11 protein-coding genes and 3 tRNA genes are annotated in these 16975 nt (G+C 44.9%); 10 read left to right on the top strand and 4 right to left on the bottom strand.

The window, feature by feature from the left end; all coding sequences use genetic code 11:
- The first annotated feature begins 1 nt into the window (after window position 1).
- From B5F91_RS11390 to B5F91_RS11365, 6 genes are all read left to right on the top strand, one after another.
- The gene (locus B5F91_RS11390; protein WP_087429211.1) at window positions 2–1603 is read left to right on the top strand and encodes a RagB/SusD family nutrient uptake outer membrane protein; all 1602 of its coding nucleotides are present in this window, start codon (window positions 2–4) and stop codon (window positions 1601–1603) included.
- Between the two features lie 35 nt (window positions 1604–1638).
- On the top strand, window positions 1639–2424 hold the full coding sequence (locus tag B5F91_RS11385; protein ID WP_087429210.1) for a hypothetical protein: 786 nt from the start codon (window positions 1639–1641) through the stop codon (window positions 2422–2424).
- 217 nt (window positions 2425–2641) lie between these two features.
- Complete coding sequence (gene hflX / locus B5F91_RS11380; RefSeq protein ID WP_087429209.1) at window positions 2642–3907, top strand: GTPase HflX; 1266 nt, start codon at window positions 2642–2644, stop codon at window positions 3905–3907.
- Entirely contained in the window at window positions 3904–5892 is a 1989-nt protein-coding gene (locus B5F91_RS11375) for a DUF4954 family protein (protein WP_087429208.1), read from the top strand. The genes hflX and B5F91_RS11375 overlap by 4 nt, the downstream gene beginning before the upstream one ends.
- An 89-nt stretch (window positions 5893–5981) precedes the next feature.
- The gene (locus tag B5F91_RS11370) at window positions 5982–7754 is read left to right on the top strand and encodes a TlpA disulfide reductase family protein (protein ID WP_087429207.1); all 1773 of its coding nucleotides are present in this window, start codon (window positions 5982–5984) and stop codon (window positions 7752–7754) included.
- A 240-nt stretch (window positions 7755–7994) separates the two neighbouring features.
- Window positions 7995–9635 carry a fumarate hydratase gene (locus tag B5F91_RS11365; protein ID WP_087429206.1) on the top strand — a complete coding sequence of 547 codons (1641 nt, stop codon included), beginning with the start codon at window positions 7995–7997 and terminating at the stop codon, window positions 9633–9635.
- Between the two features lie 115 nt (window positions 9636–9750).
- On the opposite strand, the gene B5F91_RS11360 is transcribed toward B5F91_RS11365, so the two are convergent.
- Entirely contained in the window at window positions 9751–10512 is a 762-nt protein-coding gene (locus tag B5F91_RS11360) for a YaaA family protein (protein ID WP_087429205.1), read from the bottom strand.
- A 151-nt stretch (window positions 10513–10663) separates the two neighbouring features.
- Window positions 10664–13888: a carbamoyl-phosphate synthase (glutamine-hydrolyzing) large subunit gene (carB, locus tag B5F91_RS11355; RefSeq protein WP_087429204.1), complete on the bottom strand. Its 3225-nt coding sequence runs from the start codon at window positions 13886–13888 to the stop codon at window positions 10664–10666.
- A gap of 200 nt (window positions 13889–14088) precedes the next feature.
- Here carB and trpS point away from each other — a divergent pair, with 200 nt between their 5' ends.
- The 4 genes from trpS to B5F91_RS11335 all read left to right on the top strand — a co-directional run bounded on the left by trpS (window position 14089) and on the right by B5F91_RS11335 (window position 15772).
- A complete protein-coding gene (gene trpS, locus B5F91_RS11350) occupies window positions 14089–15180 on the top strand; it encodes a tryptophan--tRNA ligase (protein WP_087429203.1) in 1092 nt (363 codons plus the stop codon).
- Window positions 15181–15482: 302 nt separating this feature from the next.
- Window positions 15483–15557 (top strand) — tRNA-Val (locus B5F91_RS11345).
- A gap of 31 nt (window positions 15558–15588) precedes the next feature.
- A tRNA-Val gene (locus tag B5F91_RS11340) sits at window positions 15589–15663 on the top strand.
- A 34-nt stretch (window positions 15664–15697) separates the two neighbouring features.
- A tRNA-Val gene (locus tag B5F91_RS11335) sits at window positions 15698–15772 on the top strand.
- Window positions 15773–15845: 73 nt separating this feature from the next.
- Here B5F91_RS11335 and B5F91_RS11330 read toward each other — a convergent pair.
- Window positions 15846–16697: a helix-turn-helix domain-containing protein gene (locus tag B5F91_RS11330; RefSeq protein WP_087429202.1), complete on the bottom strand. Its 852-nt coding sequence runs from the start codon at window positions 16695–16697 to the stop codon at window positions 15846–15848.
- 21 nt (window positions 16698–16718) lie between these two features.
- Window positions 16719–16975 (bottom strand): PD-(D/E)XK nuclease domain-containing protein (locus B5F91_RS11325; protein WP_204244686.1); only part of this gene is annotated, 257 nt, incomplete at its 5' end.

Raw genomic sequence — 16975 nt, 5'->3', positions numbered from 1 at the left:
TATGAAAACAAACCTATATAAATTCATGGCGGGACTCTGCCTCACTTCATCATTGGCAATAACTACCGGATGTATTGAGGAGACATTCCCTACCAATGGAGCCACGGAAGAACAATTGACATCTTCGGATATGGCAACTTCTGCCATGGTATGGGCTATGCCTGCTGCTCTTAACAAAATCGAGACTATTAGCGATAGTTATCATTGGGATTGGGGATATGGTTCCATTATGCATGTACGTGATGTAATGACTGAAGACATGGCTGTTATTAGTTCTGGATACGATTGGTATCAGTCATGGGAGCAGAATATTTATCAAGGCGAAAGCTATGTTTACCCGCAATTTATCTGGAACTATTATTGGCAGGCTGTATTGACTACAAATAAGTTAATTTCCGCCATTAATCCTGAAAGTGCATCAGAGGCTCAAATGGGATATTTGGCTGTAGCTCATGCGTTCCGTGCGTTTTTCTATTTGGATATGGCACGTATGTTCGAGTTTTTGCCAAACGATAAGACTACTGGAACCAACGTAGAGGGATTGACTGTTCCTATTGTAGATGAAAATACAACAGAAGAAGATGCTCGCAACAACCCGCGTGTGCCTCGTGCAGAAATGGCAGAGTTTATCTTGGCTGACTTGGACTTCGCTGAACAAAATATCGGCAACTTGTCTGAAAGCGTCAAGACCCTGCCTCACTTGGATGTCATCTATGGCTTGAAAGCACGTTACTATATGTGGCTGGAAGACTACGCTAACGCACAGAAATATGCCCGTATGGCTATTGACGCTACCAGCTCTACTCCGATGTCGGAAACCGAATGCTTGAGTACAACGAACGGTTTCAACAATATTGATGCTTGGATGTGGGGTTCGCAAATGGTAACGGAAGACGAATCTGTACAGACCGGTATCTTGAACTGGGCATCGTGGATGAGTAATGAAACTTCATTCGGTTATTCTTCCCAGGCACCGTATCTCATGATTGGGGCAAGTTTGTACAACCGGTTAAGCGATACCGATTTTCGTAAGAAAATGTGGGTAGCTCCGGCTGGTAGTGCGTTAGAAGGAGAAACACAGTTCCTGACTTCTAGTGTATTTGGCTATTTTGGCAATCGTTTATCAGAATATGCTTCGGTGAAATTCCGTCCGGCAGAAGGAAATTGCGATGATTATACCGTAGGGGCAGCAACTGCTTATCCTTTGATGCGTGTAGAAGAAATGTATTTTATTGAAGCAGAAGCAGCCGCACAGCAAGGGAACGGACAAGCACAAACGATGTTGACAGACTTTATGACTCAATACCGTGATCCAGAATATACAACAACAGCCACAGGTGACGCTTTGATTGATGAAATTGTGTTCCAAAAACGTATCGAATTGTGGGGTGAAGGGCTGACATTCTTCGATGTGAAACGTTTGAATATGTCAGTAACCCGTGGCTACGAAGGTACGAACTTTGCAGATGCCAGCCGATTCAATACCAACGGACGTCCGGCATGGATGAATCTTTGTATTGTACAGACTGAGAAAAATAATAATGCGGCATTGATTGGTTTTGAAAATCCCGATCCAAGTAATGCATATCCAGTATGGGAATAAAAACGCATAGAAGTTTAACGATAAATTAGGAGATTATGAACAAAATATTCAAACATAGCTTTATTGCACTTTCATTAGTACTTACATTGGGATTTAGTGCATGTACAGAAGAAGTGGAATATACTCCAGCTACTCAAGTTGATTCAAATTGCATAAAGGCTTCTTTTGCTTCAAATGATAATTTCTATGAATTGGCACCTGATGAATCAAAAGAATTGACACTAACCGTCGTTCGTGAAAATACTGACGGAGATGTAACGATTCCATTAACAGTGTTGAGAAACGATGAAAATATGTTTCAGATTCCAGAAAGTGTTACTTTTGCTACAGGACAGAATACTGCAACTTTTAATATAACATTTCCGAATGTAGAAATTGGATTAGAATATACATTTAGTATCGGATTAGACGAAGCGGATGTTGATCCTTATTCACAAGCTACACTCGCAACTACCACTGGGACAGTCCAAATGATTCAATGGGATTTGTTAGGGGATGGCTCTTTGACTTGTACGTTATTGGAAGATGACTGTCCCTGTAAAGTATACAAAGCGAGTCATACATCGTGGTATAAAGCAGAAGCTCCTGTAGAAGAGGGAATGGACATTGTGTTTAAAGTAGCCGAAGATAATTCTGTAGTAGTAGAAGACCAACCTATATTGACTCATGCTAGTTATGGTACAGTCTATGTAAATAATGAAGCTGGTGGAGGAGCATTTGATCCTGAAAATAACATTATCCAAGCAGCATTCTATTATTATTGTTCAGCTGGTAACTTTGGTACTTATATTGAAACTTTAACATTGCCTGCTGCAAATTGATCTATAATTCATTGTAGTTATAAAAGGCATTATCAGAAGGCTGTTTCAAAATAAAATTGAGACAGCCTTCTTTATATATGAATAGGTATGCGTACATTATATAATTTATCATAAACCCATCTTTACTTTAAATATTATTTGAATGCTTTCCGTTCCGTATTGTTTTTATTCGAAAATCTCTTTATATTTGCGATGTTTAGAAATAGAACGAGATTGAATGAAAGAATTTGTAATATCTGAGGCGCAGACCGAAAAGGCTGTGTTAGTGGGTTTGGTTACTCAGACTCAAGACGAACGCAAAACGAACGAATACTTGGACGAATTGGCTTTTCTTGCCGAAACGGCTGGGGCAGAAGTGGTGAAACGCTTTACACAAAAACTGGATACGCCTAATTCGGTGACGTATGTGGGCAAGGGAAAGCTGCAAGAGATAAAGGAATACTTGGAGATGCAGAACGAGGATGAAGAAACCGAAGTGGGTATGGTCATCTTCGATGATGAATTGTCTGCCAAACAAATCCGGAATATTGAGAACGAACTGAAGGTGAAGATACTGGACCGTACTTCGTTGATATTGGATATTTTTGCGATGCGGGCGCAGACCGCTAATGCCAAGACACAGGTGGAGTTAGCACAATACAAATACATGCTTCCGCGCCTGCAACGGCTTTGGACTCACTTGGAACGTCAAGGAGGTGGTTCTGGTGCCGGAGGCGGTAAAGGTTCAGTAGGACTTCGTGGTCCGGGTGAAACCCAGTTGGAAATGGACCGCCGTATCATCTTGAACCGTATGTCTTTGTTGAAGCAACGTTTGGCGGATATTGATACGCAGAAATCTACCCAGCGCAAGAACCGCGGGCGGTTGATTCGTGTTGCTTTGGTGGGGTATACCAATGTGGGCAAGTCTACCTTGATGAACCTGCTTGCCAAGAGTGATGTCTTTGCCGAGAACAAGCTTTTTGCAACGCTCGATACAACGGTGCGCAAGGTGATTATTGATAATTTGCCTTTCTTGCTTTCCGATACGGTCGGATTCATACGCAAGCTTCCTACGGACTTGGTTGATTCATTCAAGTCTACTTTGGATGAGGTGCGCGAAGCCGATCTGTTGGTGCATGTAGTGGATATTTCGCATCCTGATTTCGAAGAACAGATACAGGTGGTAGACAAGACTGTGTCTGAATTAGGTGCGGGAGGAAAGCCCACGATGATTGTATTCAACAAGATTGATGCTTATACCTACATAGAAAAAGATGCGGACGATTTGACTCCGAAAACAAAAGAGAATGTAACATTGGAAGAATTGATGCATACGTGGATGGCGAAGATGAACGATAATTGCATCTTTATCTCGGCGCGTAACAAGACGAACATCGAGGAGTTGAGGCGCCTATTATATAATAAGGTAAGGGAACTTCACGTGCAGAAGTATCCTTACAATGATTTTCTGTATCAAACTTACGATGAGGAGAGCGGCTTATGAGAAACTATCGTGCATTGACATCGGAAGAAATCAAGCGGCTGGAAGCTCAGGCTTGTACGGCTACAGATTGGAATGAAGTGCAAGTGGCAGAGGACTTTACGCCTGAATACATTCATCATACCCGTTTTTCGGGAAAGGTACGTTTGGGTGTGTTCGAAGGTGAGTTCCGTTTAGCGGGAGGCGTACGCAAACATGCAGGGCTTTCGTATGTGACCTTGCATAATGTGACGGTAGGCGATAATTGCTTCATCGAGAACGTGAAAAACTACATTGCCAATTATGAGATAGGCGAATCGGTTTTCATCGAGAATGTAGATATTATCCTGACCGATAAAAAATCGCGTTTCGGGAATGGAGTAGAAGTGTCGGTATTGAACGAGACCGGCGGACGGGAAGTAATGATACACGACCGTCTTTCGGCACATCAGGCATATATTATGGCATTATACCGTCATCGTCCTTTATTAATCGAGCGGATGAAGGCATTGATAGAAGCGTATGCCGAGGCTCAAGCATCCGAAACGGGAACTATTGGAAACCGGGTGAGCATCGTCAATTCGGGTTATATCAAGAATGTCCGTATCGGGGATTGTTGCGAGATAGAAGGAGCCGGACGCTTGAAGAACGGAACAATCAATAGCAATGCTTCCGACCCGGTGCATATTGGATATGGAGTGGTATGCGATGATTTTATCATATCGAGCGGCGCGCATATTGAGGACGGAACGATGATTACCCGATGTTTTGTGGGGCAGGCATGCCGCATGGGGCATAATTATTCGGCATCCGATTCGCTTTTCTTTAGCAATTGCCAGGAAGAGAACGGTGAGGCGTGTGCCATTTTTGCCGGTCCTTTTACGGTGACGCATCATAAATCGACCTTGTTGATAGCGGGTATGTTCTCGTTTATGAATGCCGGTTCAGGGTCTAATCAAAGCAATCACATGTATAAATTAGGACCGATTCATCAAGGGGCGATGGAGCGTGGGGCGAAAACCACATCCGACTCGTATATCCTTTGGCCCGCACGCATCGGGGCATTCTCGTTGGTAATGGGAAGGCACGTCAATCATCCAGATACTTCCGACCTGCCTTTCTCCTATCTGATAGAGGACAAGAATACGACTTACTTGGCTCCCGGAGTTAACTTGCGGAGCGTGGGCACCATACGTGACGCGCAGAAGTGGCCCAAGCGCGATTTGCGTAAAGACCCGTTGCGCTTAGACCAAATCAATTATAACTTGCTTAGTCCGTACACTATCCAGAAGATGATGAAGGGGCGGGAAATCCTGAAAGAATTGGCACGGGTGTCGGGCGAGACTTCGGAAACGTATGCCTATCAAAGTGCGAAGATTAAGAACTCGGCATTAAATAAAGGCATTAAGTTCTACGAAACGGCTATCCATAAGTTCTTGGGAAACTCTGTCATCAAGCGTTTGGAAAAGATTCAGTTCCGAAGCGATGAGGAAATCCGCAAGCGTCTGCTTCCGGATACATCCATCGGAAGCGGGGAATGGGTGGACATTTCCGGCTTGATTGCTCCGAAGAGCGAAATCGAACGCTTGATGAGCGATATCGAGACCGGTGCCTTGTCTACGGTAGACCAGATACACGACCGCTTTGCCGATATGCATGCGCATTATTATACGTATGAGTGGACATGGGCATACGAAAAGATGTTGGAGTTCTATCAGTTGGATGCGGAACGGATAACGGCATCTGATATTTGTACGATTGTACGTCAATGGCAGGACTCTGTAGTAGGGCTGGACCGTTTGGTTTACGAAGATGCGAAGAAAGAGTTCTCCTTGACCTCGATGACCGGTTTCGGTGCCGATGGAAGCAAAGCGGAGCAAAAACTCGATTTCGAGCAAGTGCGCGGTGTATTCGAAAGCAATCCGTTCGTTACGGCGGTATTGGAACATATCAAGGTAAAGACGGAATTGGGAAATGAATTGCTGGACCGTTTGAGCGGACTTGTATAAATTGAAAATTGAAGATTGAGAATTAAAAATTAATATCCTCTGTGGTACTCTGTGACCTCTGTGGTGATAATAGATAAGGAGGAAATGGTATGAAAAAATATGTTTGGTTGGTATGCCTGATGTGCTGCATCAGCATGATGGCACAAGCCGGGAATTATCGGAAAAGAGAAGTCGCTCATCCGTGTTTTGTAACGGCTAATACCTCGAAGATAGAGATAAAGAAAATAATATTAACCGATGAGCAGACGCAGGTTGATGCGGTTTTGTACGGGAAACCGGGTGAAGTTGCGGTAATCTCTTCGAATACTTGTTTGCGGAGTGTGGAACAAGAATTTCCTTTGCGTGAAGCGGGAAATGTGTCGATAGACGGGAAGACGGTTCCGGAACGGATACCGGACTCAGGCAAAATGGATATCATCCTTTCGTTTGCACCGATACCTCAGGGTGTGCATGCGGTGGATTTTGTGGAAAAAGAAGAAGGCTGGACTATTTATGGAGTGCAATTGACCGGAGTTGAGCCTTACGTTTACTTGCCCAGTTTCTTGCAAACAAGACGTTTGGAGCAAAGCCGTGCCTTGCCTGAGCCGCAATTGAAGGCGGGAAAGTCTATCATCAACGGTTATATCTTGGGATATCATCCGGATATGGACTTGGATGTCGTGTTCCGTCATTCCGATTGGCTTCTTTATAATCAATGGGGTCAGACCGTGCGGGTACGTCAGGACGGTTCGTTCCATATCGAGACTGATTTGTTATTGGCTGGAGGTGCCCGTTTGCAAATCAATAAAGCCCAATTGGATTTGTTCTTGGTGCCGGGCGAAGAGATGACGGTTTATATTCATCTTCCGAAGTTGAGCATGTCGGCTTCCCGTTTATTGAAGGATAAATACGGGCAAGAGCAAAAAGCATGGTTCGATGGCGGAGCATCCGCTTTGAATGCGGAATTGGCAACATGGGGATATCCTTTGTCGATGAATGAAGAACCGGGCTTTGAGGATTTGACTTCCGGATTATCTGCGAATGAATATGCGAAGTATGTAAAGCATCACTATGCCAAATACAAAAAAGCATTGCAACACGATGAAAAAGTAGGGGAAGCATATCGTCAGTATGTCTTGTTGAACCTGAAGATGAATGAGTTGGTTACATTGGGCGCAAAAGGTGAAATGCCGGGCATTGTACAGTCTCCTTATTTCCGGTATGGATATGATTATACTACGTATTTGGAATACATGGAGCGCGACAAAGGACAGACGGTAGATTTATGGGAAGATGTGAAGAAGGCGCGTACGGTGTACCGGAATTTTGTGAAAGAACGTAAGTTTTCTTCCGAAGACAAGAAGTTGATGAAGAGCATTACCCAGCCTGCCATTCAAGAATATATTAAGGATAAGGCAAAAGCGCTTGAGGCGAAAGCCTTGCTTGCCGAGTCGAATAAGACGTATGTAGTGGCAGAGTTGGATGAAAACGTATCGGGCGCGGATATCTTGCCGGCTATCATTGCTCCTTACCGGGGTCAAGCCGTATTGATAGATTTCTGGGCAACGTGGTGCGGTCCGTGCCGGAAGAGCATGTTTGCGATTCGGGATTTGAAAAAGAAGTTAGATTCAAAAGATGTGGTTTATATTTACCTGACCGGACCTTCATCGCCCGAAACCGAATGGAAGACGGCGATTAATGATATCAACGGAGTGCATTATCGGCTGAAGAAGGAGCAATGGGAGTATTTGTGCCATACGTATGGCATAACGGGTATTCCCGGATACTTGGTCATCAGCTATGATGGAAAATTGCAAGATAAATATGTAGGTTTCCCCGGTACGGATGTGCTGATGAAAGACTTGCTCAGGGCTGGAGATTGATTACAAATTGAACGCAGAGGCGCAAAAGCGCAGAGCTATTTATTTGAGAGAGCAAAGGTCACAAAGAGAAAATAGATAATCCTCTATGTCCTTTACCTTCTCTAAAAATTAATTCTTTGCGCTTTTGCGTCTCTGCGTTTTATTAAAGAGGAATTTTTTCTTCTCGATTAAGGAAATATTTCAATAATACTTTGTACCTTTGCTCTCAGGTAATAACTAACAATTAATTTCTAATCGATTATGGCAACAACACCAGAATTCAAGTATCAGCCGATGTTCGAACACGGAGAGGATACTACTGAATACTATTTGCTTACGAAAGACTATGTGTCGGTAAGCGAGTTCGAAGGGAAACCTATCCTGAAAGTGGAAAAAGAAGGTTTGACCGCTATGGCAAATGCGGCTTTTCACGATGTTTCTTTCATGTTGCGCCGTTCGCACAATGAACAGGTGGCAAAGATTCTGAACGATCCAGAAGCAAGCGAGAACGACAAGTATGTAGCATTGACTTTCTTGCGCAATGCCGAAGTAGCAGCCAAAGGCGTATTGCCTTTCTGCCAGGATACCGGTACGGCTATTATTCACGGGGAAAAAGGCCAGCAGGTATGGACGGGTTATTGCGATGAAGAAGCTTTGTCTTTGGGTGTATATAAGACTTATACCGAAAATAACCTGCGTTACTCGCAAAATGCTCCGCTGAGCATGTACGAAGAAGTGAATACCCGTTGCAATCTTCCGGCACAAATCGATTTGGAAGCTACCGAAGGTATGGAATACAACTTCTTGTGTGTGACTAAGGGAGGTGGCTCCGCTAACAAGACTTACTTGTATCAGGAAACCAAAGCCATCCTGAATCCGGCTACTTTGGTTCCGTTCTTGGTAGAAAAGATGAAAACGTTGGGAACGGCGGCTTGTCCTCCTTATCATATCGCTTTCGTTATTGGCGGTACTTCTGCAGAAAAGAACTTGCTGACCGTGAAATTGGCTTCTACGCATTATTATGATAACCTGCCTACTACAGGAAACGAATACGGGCGTGCTTTCCGCGATATTGAGTTGGAAAAGAAAGTGTTGGAAGAAGCACACCGCATCGGTTTGGGTGCACAGTTCGGAGGTAAGTATTATGCACATGATGTACGCATCATCCGCTTGCCTCGTCACGGTGCTTCTTGTCCGGTAGGCTTGGGTGTATCTTGCTCGGCAGACCGTAACATCAAGTGTAAAATCAATAAAGACGGTATTTGGATTGAGAAATTAGATTCGAATCCGGGCGAATTGATTCCGGAAGAATTGCGTCAGGCTGGAGAAGGCAATGCGGTAAAGATTGACCTGAATCGTCCAATGAGTGAAATCTTGGCAGAATTGGATAAATATCCGGTTGCTACTCGTTTGTCTTTGAACGGAACAATTATCGTAGGTCGTGATATCGCTCATGCCAAATTGAAAGAACGTTTGGATAAAGGTGAAGACCTCCCTCAATACATCAAAGACCATCCGATTTATTATGCAGGGCCTGCCAAGACTCCGAAGGGAATGGCGTGCGGCTCGATGGGACCGACTACTGCCGGACGTATGGACCCGTATGTAGACCTGTTCCAAAGCCATGGCGGAAGCATGATTATGTTGGCTAAGGGTAACCGTAGCCAAGCCGTAACAGATGCTTGCAAGAAATACGGAGGTTTCTATTTAGGCTCTATCGGCGGACCTGCAGCTATCTTGGCTCAGAACAACATCAAGAGCATCGAATGTGTGGAATATCCTGAATTGGGTATGGAAGCCATTTGGAAGATTGAAGTGGAAGATTTCCCGGCATTTATCTTGGTAGACAACAAGGGTAATGATTTCTTTAAGCAAATCAAGCCGCGTTGCACGTGTAAATAAGGTTTAAATCCGATTTAAACTCAGATTAACGCAGATTTTCGCAGATTGATATTTAGAATATAATCCGCGCGAATCTACGTTAATCTGCGTTTCTTTAATAGAAGTATATTCTTTTCTATTTTATCATAAATACCGGATTGTCAGGGGTACTTTTTCTCGGCTGGTAGGTAAAGCCTTCCCATTCAAATTTCTTTATCAGTTTAGGGTCTTCTATCCGGTTTTGCAGGATGTATTTTGTCATTTCTCCCCGGCACATTTTGATATAAACGATAACTGATTTAGGCTTTCCGTCCTTATATACATAAAAGTCGGGTGTGATGACGCGCACTTCTTTGCATACCCGTTCCCAATCGAACAGATTTTTCATTTCTCCGCTGGCAAGATTGAGCAAAATGCCTCCTTGCTTTTTGATTTCTTCGATAAAATAATCTGTCAGTAGGGGTTTCCAATAGTCGAAAATCGTACATTCGTGTTGAGGCAGACGGACATGTCCTTCCAATCGGTAGTTTTTGATTACGTCTAACGGGCGCAACACGCCATACAGGAAAGAAGAAATAAACAAATGTTGTTGTGCATAGTCAAAGTCTTCAGGCGTAAAGAATTTGGGATTGATATGCTTGAATGCAATGCCCGTATAAGCCAAGATAGCTGGAAGGAAGTGCCCGGTTTCTGAAGGGAAATCCAATAAGCGTACATAAGCGTCGGCTGCTAACTGGGGCTTGGTGTAGAATAATTGAGCCAGTTCTGATGCGCTATAGTGAACCATGTCAAGAGCAATCTCTTTTGCTTTTGTCTCAAAGAGGGGGAGAGAGGTAAAAGGTACTTTTATCCGGCTATGCTCGGTCATGGTTTTTGAGCAGGAAATAAATAGAATCATAAATAGTTAATAATTAACAATGAGGGCGTATCAAAATGAGAATTGCTTATCAAAAAGTAATGTCATTCTGAGCGCAGCGAAGAATCTCGTGTGCATAAACTTGTGTATTCGAGATCCTTCACTCCGTTCAGGATGACAAAATAAAAGCTAATTATTTGTACTCTTGCCAACTCTTTATCTTGATGTCTTCTTGCTTCATTTGACAGAAGGCTTCGATGAAAGCTTTTGCCAGACGGGCATTGGTAATCAACGGAATGTTGTGGTCGATAGCTCCACGCCGGATGCGATAACCGTTGGTCAGTTCACGTTTGGTGTGGTTCTTCGGAATGTTGACAATCAAATCAAATTTGTGACCTGCTATCATCTTCATTACATTGTTCTCGGCATGCGGACGTTCATCGGGCCAGAATACCGGTGTAGTTGGTATGCCATGTGAGTTGAGGAATGTAGCGGTGCCTGCGGTTGCATAGATGTGATAGCCGTGTTTGCTCAGCTCTAAGCTGGCGTCTAATAGGTCGACTTTCGACTTCGTGGCTCCCGAAGACAGCAATACCGATTGTTTCGGAATCTTGTAGCCTGTAGCAATCATCGCATTGAGCAATGCTTCATCGAAATCATCGCCTAAGCATCCGACCTCACCTGTAGACGACATATCCACACCCAATACCGGGTCGGCATTTTGCAGACGTGCAAATGAGAATTGCGAAGCTTTTACACCAATCCAATCAATGTCGAACGCTGATTTGTCGGGTTGAGTGTAGGGAGCATCTAACATGATGCGGGTAGCCGTTTCGATAAAGTTGCGTTTCAATACTTTTGATACGAAGGGGAAGCTGCGCGATGCGCGTAAGTTACATTCGATGACTTTCACTTCGTTCTTGCGCGCCAAGAATTGGATATTGAACGGACCTGAAATGTTCAATTCTTTGGCAATGCGGCGGCTCATCTTCTTGATTTGACGTGCTGTAGAGAAATAAATATGTTGGGCAGGGAAGACCAAAGTAGCGTCTCCTGAATGGACTCCTGCGTATTCGATGTGTTCCGAAATGGCATATTCCACGATTTCTCCGTGTTGCGCTACGGCATCAAATTCAATTTCTTTGGTCTCTTGCATGAATTGCGATACCACTACCGGATATTCTTTCGAAACTTCGCTTGCCATTTGCAGGTAGCGTTTCAGTTCTTCTTCATCGTAGCAGACGTTCATGGCGGCACCGCTCAATACGTATGATGGGCGTACCAATACCGGATAGCCTACTTTTGCCACAAATTGCTCTACGTCTTCTAAGCTGGTCAGTTCTTGCCAAGCAGGTTGGTCGATGCCCAACTGGTCGAGCATAGCCGAGAATTTGTTGCGGTTTTCGGCACGGTCGATGGATACCGGCGATGTGCCTAAGATAGGAACTGATTGGCGGTGGAGCTTCATGGCAAGGTTGTTCGGGATTTGTCCGCCTACCGATACAATGACACCGCGGGGCTGCTCTAAGTCGATGATATCCAATACGCGTTCGAAAGAAAGTTCATCGAAGTAGAGGCGGTCGCACATATCGTAGTCGGTAGAAACCGTTTCGGGATTGTAGTTAATCATAATAGACTTATATCCCAATTTGCGTGCGGTTTGGATGGCATTCACCGAACACCAATCGAACTCAACGGAAGAACCGATGCGGTAAGCGCCGGAACCTAATACAACGACTGATTTTTCGTTCTTGTAATAATTTACGTCATATCCCTCTATGGCGTAGGTCATATAGAGGTAATTGGTAAGTTCGGGATGTTCCGATGCTACGGTATTGATGCGTTTCACGGCAGGCAAGATGCCTAACTTCTTACGGTATTCGCGTACGGCAAGGTTTTCTCTCTCCATGTTTCCGCCTTGCGGTTTCAGGACGAAGCGTGCTATTTGGAAGTCGGAGAATCCTAACCGCTTGGCTTCACGCATTACTTCGGGCGTGATTTCTTCCAAGGTGTTATAGCTTTGCAGCTTGTGTTTGTAATCAACGATGTTCTTCAGCTTGCCGATGAACCACGGGTCTATCTTGGTCAGGTCGTAGATGCGTTGGATGTCATAGCCTTCTTCCAGTGCCTGTGCGATGGCGAAGATGCGGAGGTCGGTAGGATTGGCAAGCTCGTCATCCAAATTGTCGAATTTCGTGTGGTCATTGCCTACAAAACCGTGCATGCCTTGCCCGATCATGCGCAAGCCCTTTTGGATAATCTCTTCAAACGAACGTCCGATAGACATGATTTCGCCTACCGACTTCATGCTCGAACCGATGCGGCGCGATACGCCGACGAATTTGGTCAGGTCCCAGCGCGGAATCTTGCAGATGAGGTAATCGAGCGAGGGAGCTACGTAAGCCGAGTTGGGCGTGCCCATTTCGCCAATCTCGTCAAGGGTATATCCCAAAGCAATCTTAGCGGCTACAAAGGCGAGCGGATAACCGGTGGCTTTCGAAGCCAATGCCGAAGAGCGGCTCAGGCGGGCGTTCACTTCGATGATGCGGTAATCATCGGTGTCGGCATTGAACGCGAACTGGATGTTACATTCGCCCACGATGCCCAAATGGCGCACGCATTGTTTCGAAATGTCTTGCAGCATAGTCACTTGTGCCTGAGTAAGCGAGCATGTAGGAGCTACTACGATGGATTCGCCTGTATGGATGCCTAACGGGTCGAAGTTTTCCATGCTGGCTACGGTGAAGCAATGGTCGTTGGCGTCGCGGATAACTTCGAACTCGATTTCTTTCCAGCCTTTCAACGATTCTTCCACCAAGATTTGGGGGGAGAAAGTAAAGGCGCTTTCAGCCAATTCGATAAAGGCTTCTTCATTGGGGCAGATGCCGCTTCCCAATCCGCCCAACGCGTATGCCGAACGTATCATCACCGGATAACCGATGCTGCGGGCTGCGTCGATGGCGTCTTTCGTGTTCTCTACCGCATGGCTGATAGGGGTTTTTAATGGAATTTCGTCCAGCTTCTTTACGAAAAGGTCGCGGTCTTCGGTGTACATAATCGCTTCTACCGAGGTGCCCAATACCTCTACGCCGTATTCTTTCAGCGTGCCGTTCTTGTACAATTCCGTTCCGCAATTCAGTGCGGTTTGTCCTCCGAATGCCAACAAGATGCCGTCGGGGCGTTCTTTCTTGATGATTTCCGTAACGAAATGAGGAGTGACCGGCAAGAAATATACTTGGTCGGCAATGCCTTCCGAAGTCTGTATCGTAGCGATGTTCGGGTTAATCAGTACCGAGCGGATGCCTTCCTCGCGCAGTGCTTTCAAGGCTTGCGAACCTGAATAGTCAAATTCTCCCGCTTGTCCGATTTTCAATGCGCCTGATCCCAAGACCAGGACTTTTTTCAATTCTTTTTTCATGGCATATATTTAGATTTATGTTTGAGTTAATAATTAAGAGTGAATAATGAATAACGAATAGCCGTAATCATCCACCGTTGTTAACTATTCATTGTTCATTATTAATTAAATGTACTCTTTTTGCAAAGGAACAATTTATTTTTGAAGAAAACAAAGGTTTTGATTATCTTTGTCCCAATAATTTAATAAGAATTTGAAATATGGGAAAAGAAAAGATTATTTTGACCGGTGACCGTCCCACCGGGAAACTGCATATCGGACATTATGTAGGCTCTTTGCGCCGCCGTGTGGAGCTTCAGAATTCGGGACTTTATGATAAGATTTTTGTGTTCGAAGCCGACGGGCAGGCTCTGACCGACAACATCGATAATCCCGAGAAGATACGCCAAAACGTGATTGAAGTGGCACTCGATTACTTATCGGTGGGTCTCGACCCTGCCAAGTCGACCATCTTCATCCAGTCGCAGATACCCGAATTGTGCGAGTTGACCTTTTATTATATGGACCTCGTTACGGTGTCGCGCCTCCAGCGTAACCCGACGGTGAAGACCGAGATTCAGATGCGCAACTTCGAGACCAGCATCCCCGTTGGCTTCTTCGTATACCCGATTAGCCAAGCCGCCGATATCACCGCTTTCAAAGCCACTACGGTCCCCGTAGGTGAAGACCAAGAACCGATGTTGGAACAGGCTCGCGAGATTGTGCGCCGCTTTAATTATATTTATGGAGAAACCTTGGTGGAACCCGAAATCTTGCTTCCCGACAATGCCGCTTGCCTGCGCTTGCCCGGAACCGACGGTAAGGCGAAGATGAGCAAATCGTTAGGAAACTGCATTTACCTTTCCGACCCCGCAGATGAAGTGGAAAAGAAAGTGCGGAGCATGTACACCGACCCCACCCACATCAAGGTGAGCGACCCCGGCAAGTTAGAGGGGAATACCGTATTTACGTATCTCGACGCTTTCTGTCGTCCGGAACACTTCGAACGTTATTTGCCCGACTATCCGAACTTGGATGAACTCAAGGCGCACTATACCCGTGGCGGATTGGGCGACGTAAAGGTGAAGAAATTCTTGGCAGCCATCATGCAAGAAGAGTTAGAGCCTATCCGCGCACGCCGCAAAGAGTTCGAGAAAGACATCCCTGCCATTTACGATATGCTGAAGAAAGGATGTGAGGCGGCGCGAGAGGCGGCAGCCCAAACCTTGAGCGAGGTACGCCGTGCGATGAAGATAGACTATTTCGACGATGCGGCATTAATCGCCGAGCAAGCCGCACGCTTCGGGAAATGATTCTTTGATTGAACGCAGAGACGCAAAAGCGCGGAGAATATTTAGAAGCAGATAAAGGGAGTTAGAAGGAGTTATGCCTTCGGCAGGAGTTAAATGCCAATAAGTCTTGTGGTATTGGCTTCTAACTCCCTTTAACTCCCTGAAATAACTCCCTTTTAACTCCTTAAATTAAAATCTTTGCGCTTTTGCGTCTTTGCGTTTGATATAAAAATAGAGTTTTTCGAAAAAAAAGTTGCTCAAAAGTTTGCAGGTTTAAAAATAAGCTGTACCTTTGCAAGCGCAAATGAGAAATGAGCCTAATCGGGCGTTTAGCTCAGCTGGTTCAGAGCATCTGCCTTACAAGCAGAGGGTCGGCGGTTCGAATCCGTCAACGCCCACCGTTCTATGACTCTTTCTCATGACGCTTTAGGGCGTTTAGCTCAGCTGGTTCAGAGCATCTGCCTTACAAGCAGAGGGTCGGCGGTTCGAATCCGTCAACGCCCACCTCCTAAAGCGAATTGGTCAAATTTCCCCTTTCGGGCGTTTAGCTCAGCTGGTTCAGAGCATCTGCCTTACAAGCAGAGGGTCGGCGGTTCGAATCCGTCAACGCCCACTTTCCCCTCTTTATGTGATATATAAATGTCTATAAAAACGCTGATGTAAAAGCGTGTTGATATAATTCTCTTTTATTTTTTTCTGTATTCCAATGGACTCATGCCTACATACCGTTTGAAGTATTTACCGAAAAAGGAAATGCTGGCAAAGTTTAGTGAGTCGGAAATGGCTTGTATGGTAAGGTTGGTTGATTTCAATTGCGATTTTGCATCCATAATAACCATAGAGGCAATGACATCGGCACATGTTTTCCCCGTTATTTGTTTGACTACGGCGCAGAGATGTGCATGGGTTATGTCTAATTTTTTGGCATACCAGCCTACGTTTCGTGTCTGATTATAGTTCTGTGTCACCAATTGCATGAAGTTGCGGCAAAGCAATTCGCTTTTCGAAAGTGGCATCTTATCATATTGACGGCTTTTGTAGAGAATAGAGATTCCCGTATGGACGTCATTATACAAGTTGGGTGTAATCCAGTGGCGTACCTTTTCGTTGAGCTTCTCATACATGGCTATCACCATTTGAAGATATTGCTCCATCATAATTGTACCTTCTGGCTTCAAGGTGATCACCGGGCGTCCTAATGTGAGGAATATGGCGTCCAGCATGGAATGCGATTGGCCGCTTTGTTCAATGAAACTAGAGGAGAAGCCCAGAAAATAGATCTTCAGTTCTCCTATTATTTCATTGATTTGAAAGATTGTGCCAGGCATTAGTGTAATTACGTCATTGGCATGTACTTGTACTTCATTCAGGTTAATCAAAGCTTTTACTTCTCCTCTTATGCATAATACAAACATTTCACATTTTAGCCGCACCGGATAGTGTGTGTACAGGTTCAGCAGGTCTTTGTTGATGTCTGTTCCGATGACCCATTCTTCAGGTAGATCTATTTTAGGCAGTTCTTTTTCGTTTGTGTCCATGGTGGTGTCTTTTGTCTGTGATTATAAATGGATTTCTTCACACGTCATCATATTTGCCCCTCGGAATACGGTCTTCAGCAGATGCAGTTGCGTTCCGCTGCAGAGGCGCTTTACGATTTTGTCTTTGCTGTATTTCAGCAATTGTCCGTCGGCTTCCTTGCTCTTAGCTTCCACTTCTGCATCTGTAGCGGTGGGCTTCAGGTATTTCAGTTCTAAGATATAGCTGTGTGCAATATCCGGATACCGCTCTTTGTCGGGCAGCATCAAGAAATCGCCGA

The sequence above is a fragment of the Bacteroides sp. An322 genome (assembly GCF_002161765.1).
Classification (GTDB): domain Bacteria; phylum Bacteroidota; class Bacteroidia; order Bacteroidales; family Bacteroidaceae; genus Phocaeicola; species Phocaeicola merdavium.
The sequence above is the reverse complement of the archived record's forward strand: the minus strand, read 5'-3'. Positions and strand labels throughout refer to the sequence as shown.

Coding starts and splice junctions, on each gene's coding strand:
- B5F91_RS11390 (WP_087429211.1), top strand. CDS start 2: ATGAAAACAAACCTATATAAATTCATGGCGGGACTCTGCCTCACTTCA.
- B5F91_RS11330 (WP_087429202.1), bottom strand. CDS start 16,697: ATGGACACAAACGAAAAAGAACTGCCTAAAATAGATCTACCTGAAGAA.
- B5F91_RS11365 (WP_087429206.1), top strand. CDS start 7,995: ATGGCAACAACACCAGAATTCAAGTATCAGCCGATGTTCGAACACGGA.
- B5F91_RS11385 (WP_087429210.1), top strand. CDS start 1,639: ATGAACAAAATATTCAAACATAGCTTTATTGCACTTTCATTAGTACTT.
- B5F91_RS11360 (WP_087429205.1), bottom strand. CDS start 10,512: ATGATTCTATTTATTTCCTGCTCAAAAACCATGACCGAGCATAGCCGG.
- B5F91_RS11375 (WP_087429208.1), top strand. CDS start 3,904: ATGAGAAACTATCGTGCATTGACATCGGAAGAAATCAAGCGGCTGGAA.
- trpS (WP_087429203.1), top strand. CDS start 14,089: ATGGGAAAAGAAAAGATTATTTTGACCGGTGACCGTCCCACCGGGAAA.
- B5F91_RS11370 (WP_087429207.1), top strand. CDS start 5,982: ATGAAAAAATATGTTTGGTTGGTATGCCTGATGTGCTGCATCAGCATG.
- carB (WP_087429204.1), bottom strand. CDS start 13,888: ATGAAAAAAGAATTGAAAAAAGTCCTGGTCTTGGGATCAGGCGCATTG.
- hflX (WP_087429209.1), top strand. CDS start 2,642: ATGAAAGAATTTGTAATATCTGAGGCGCAGACCGAAAAGGCTGTGTTA.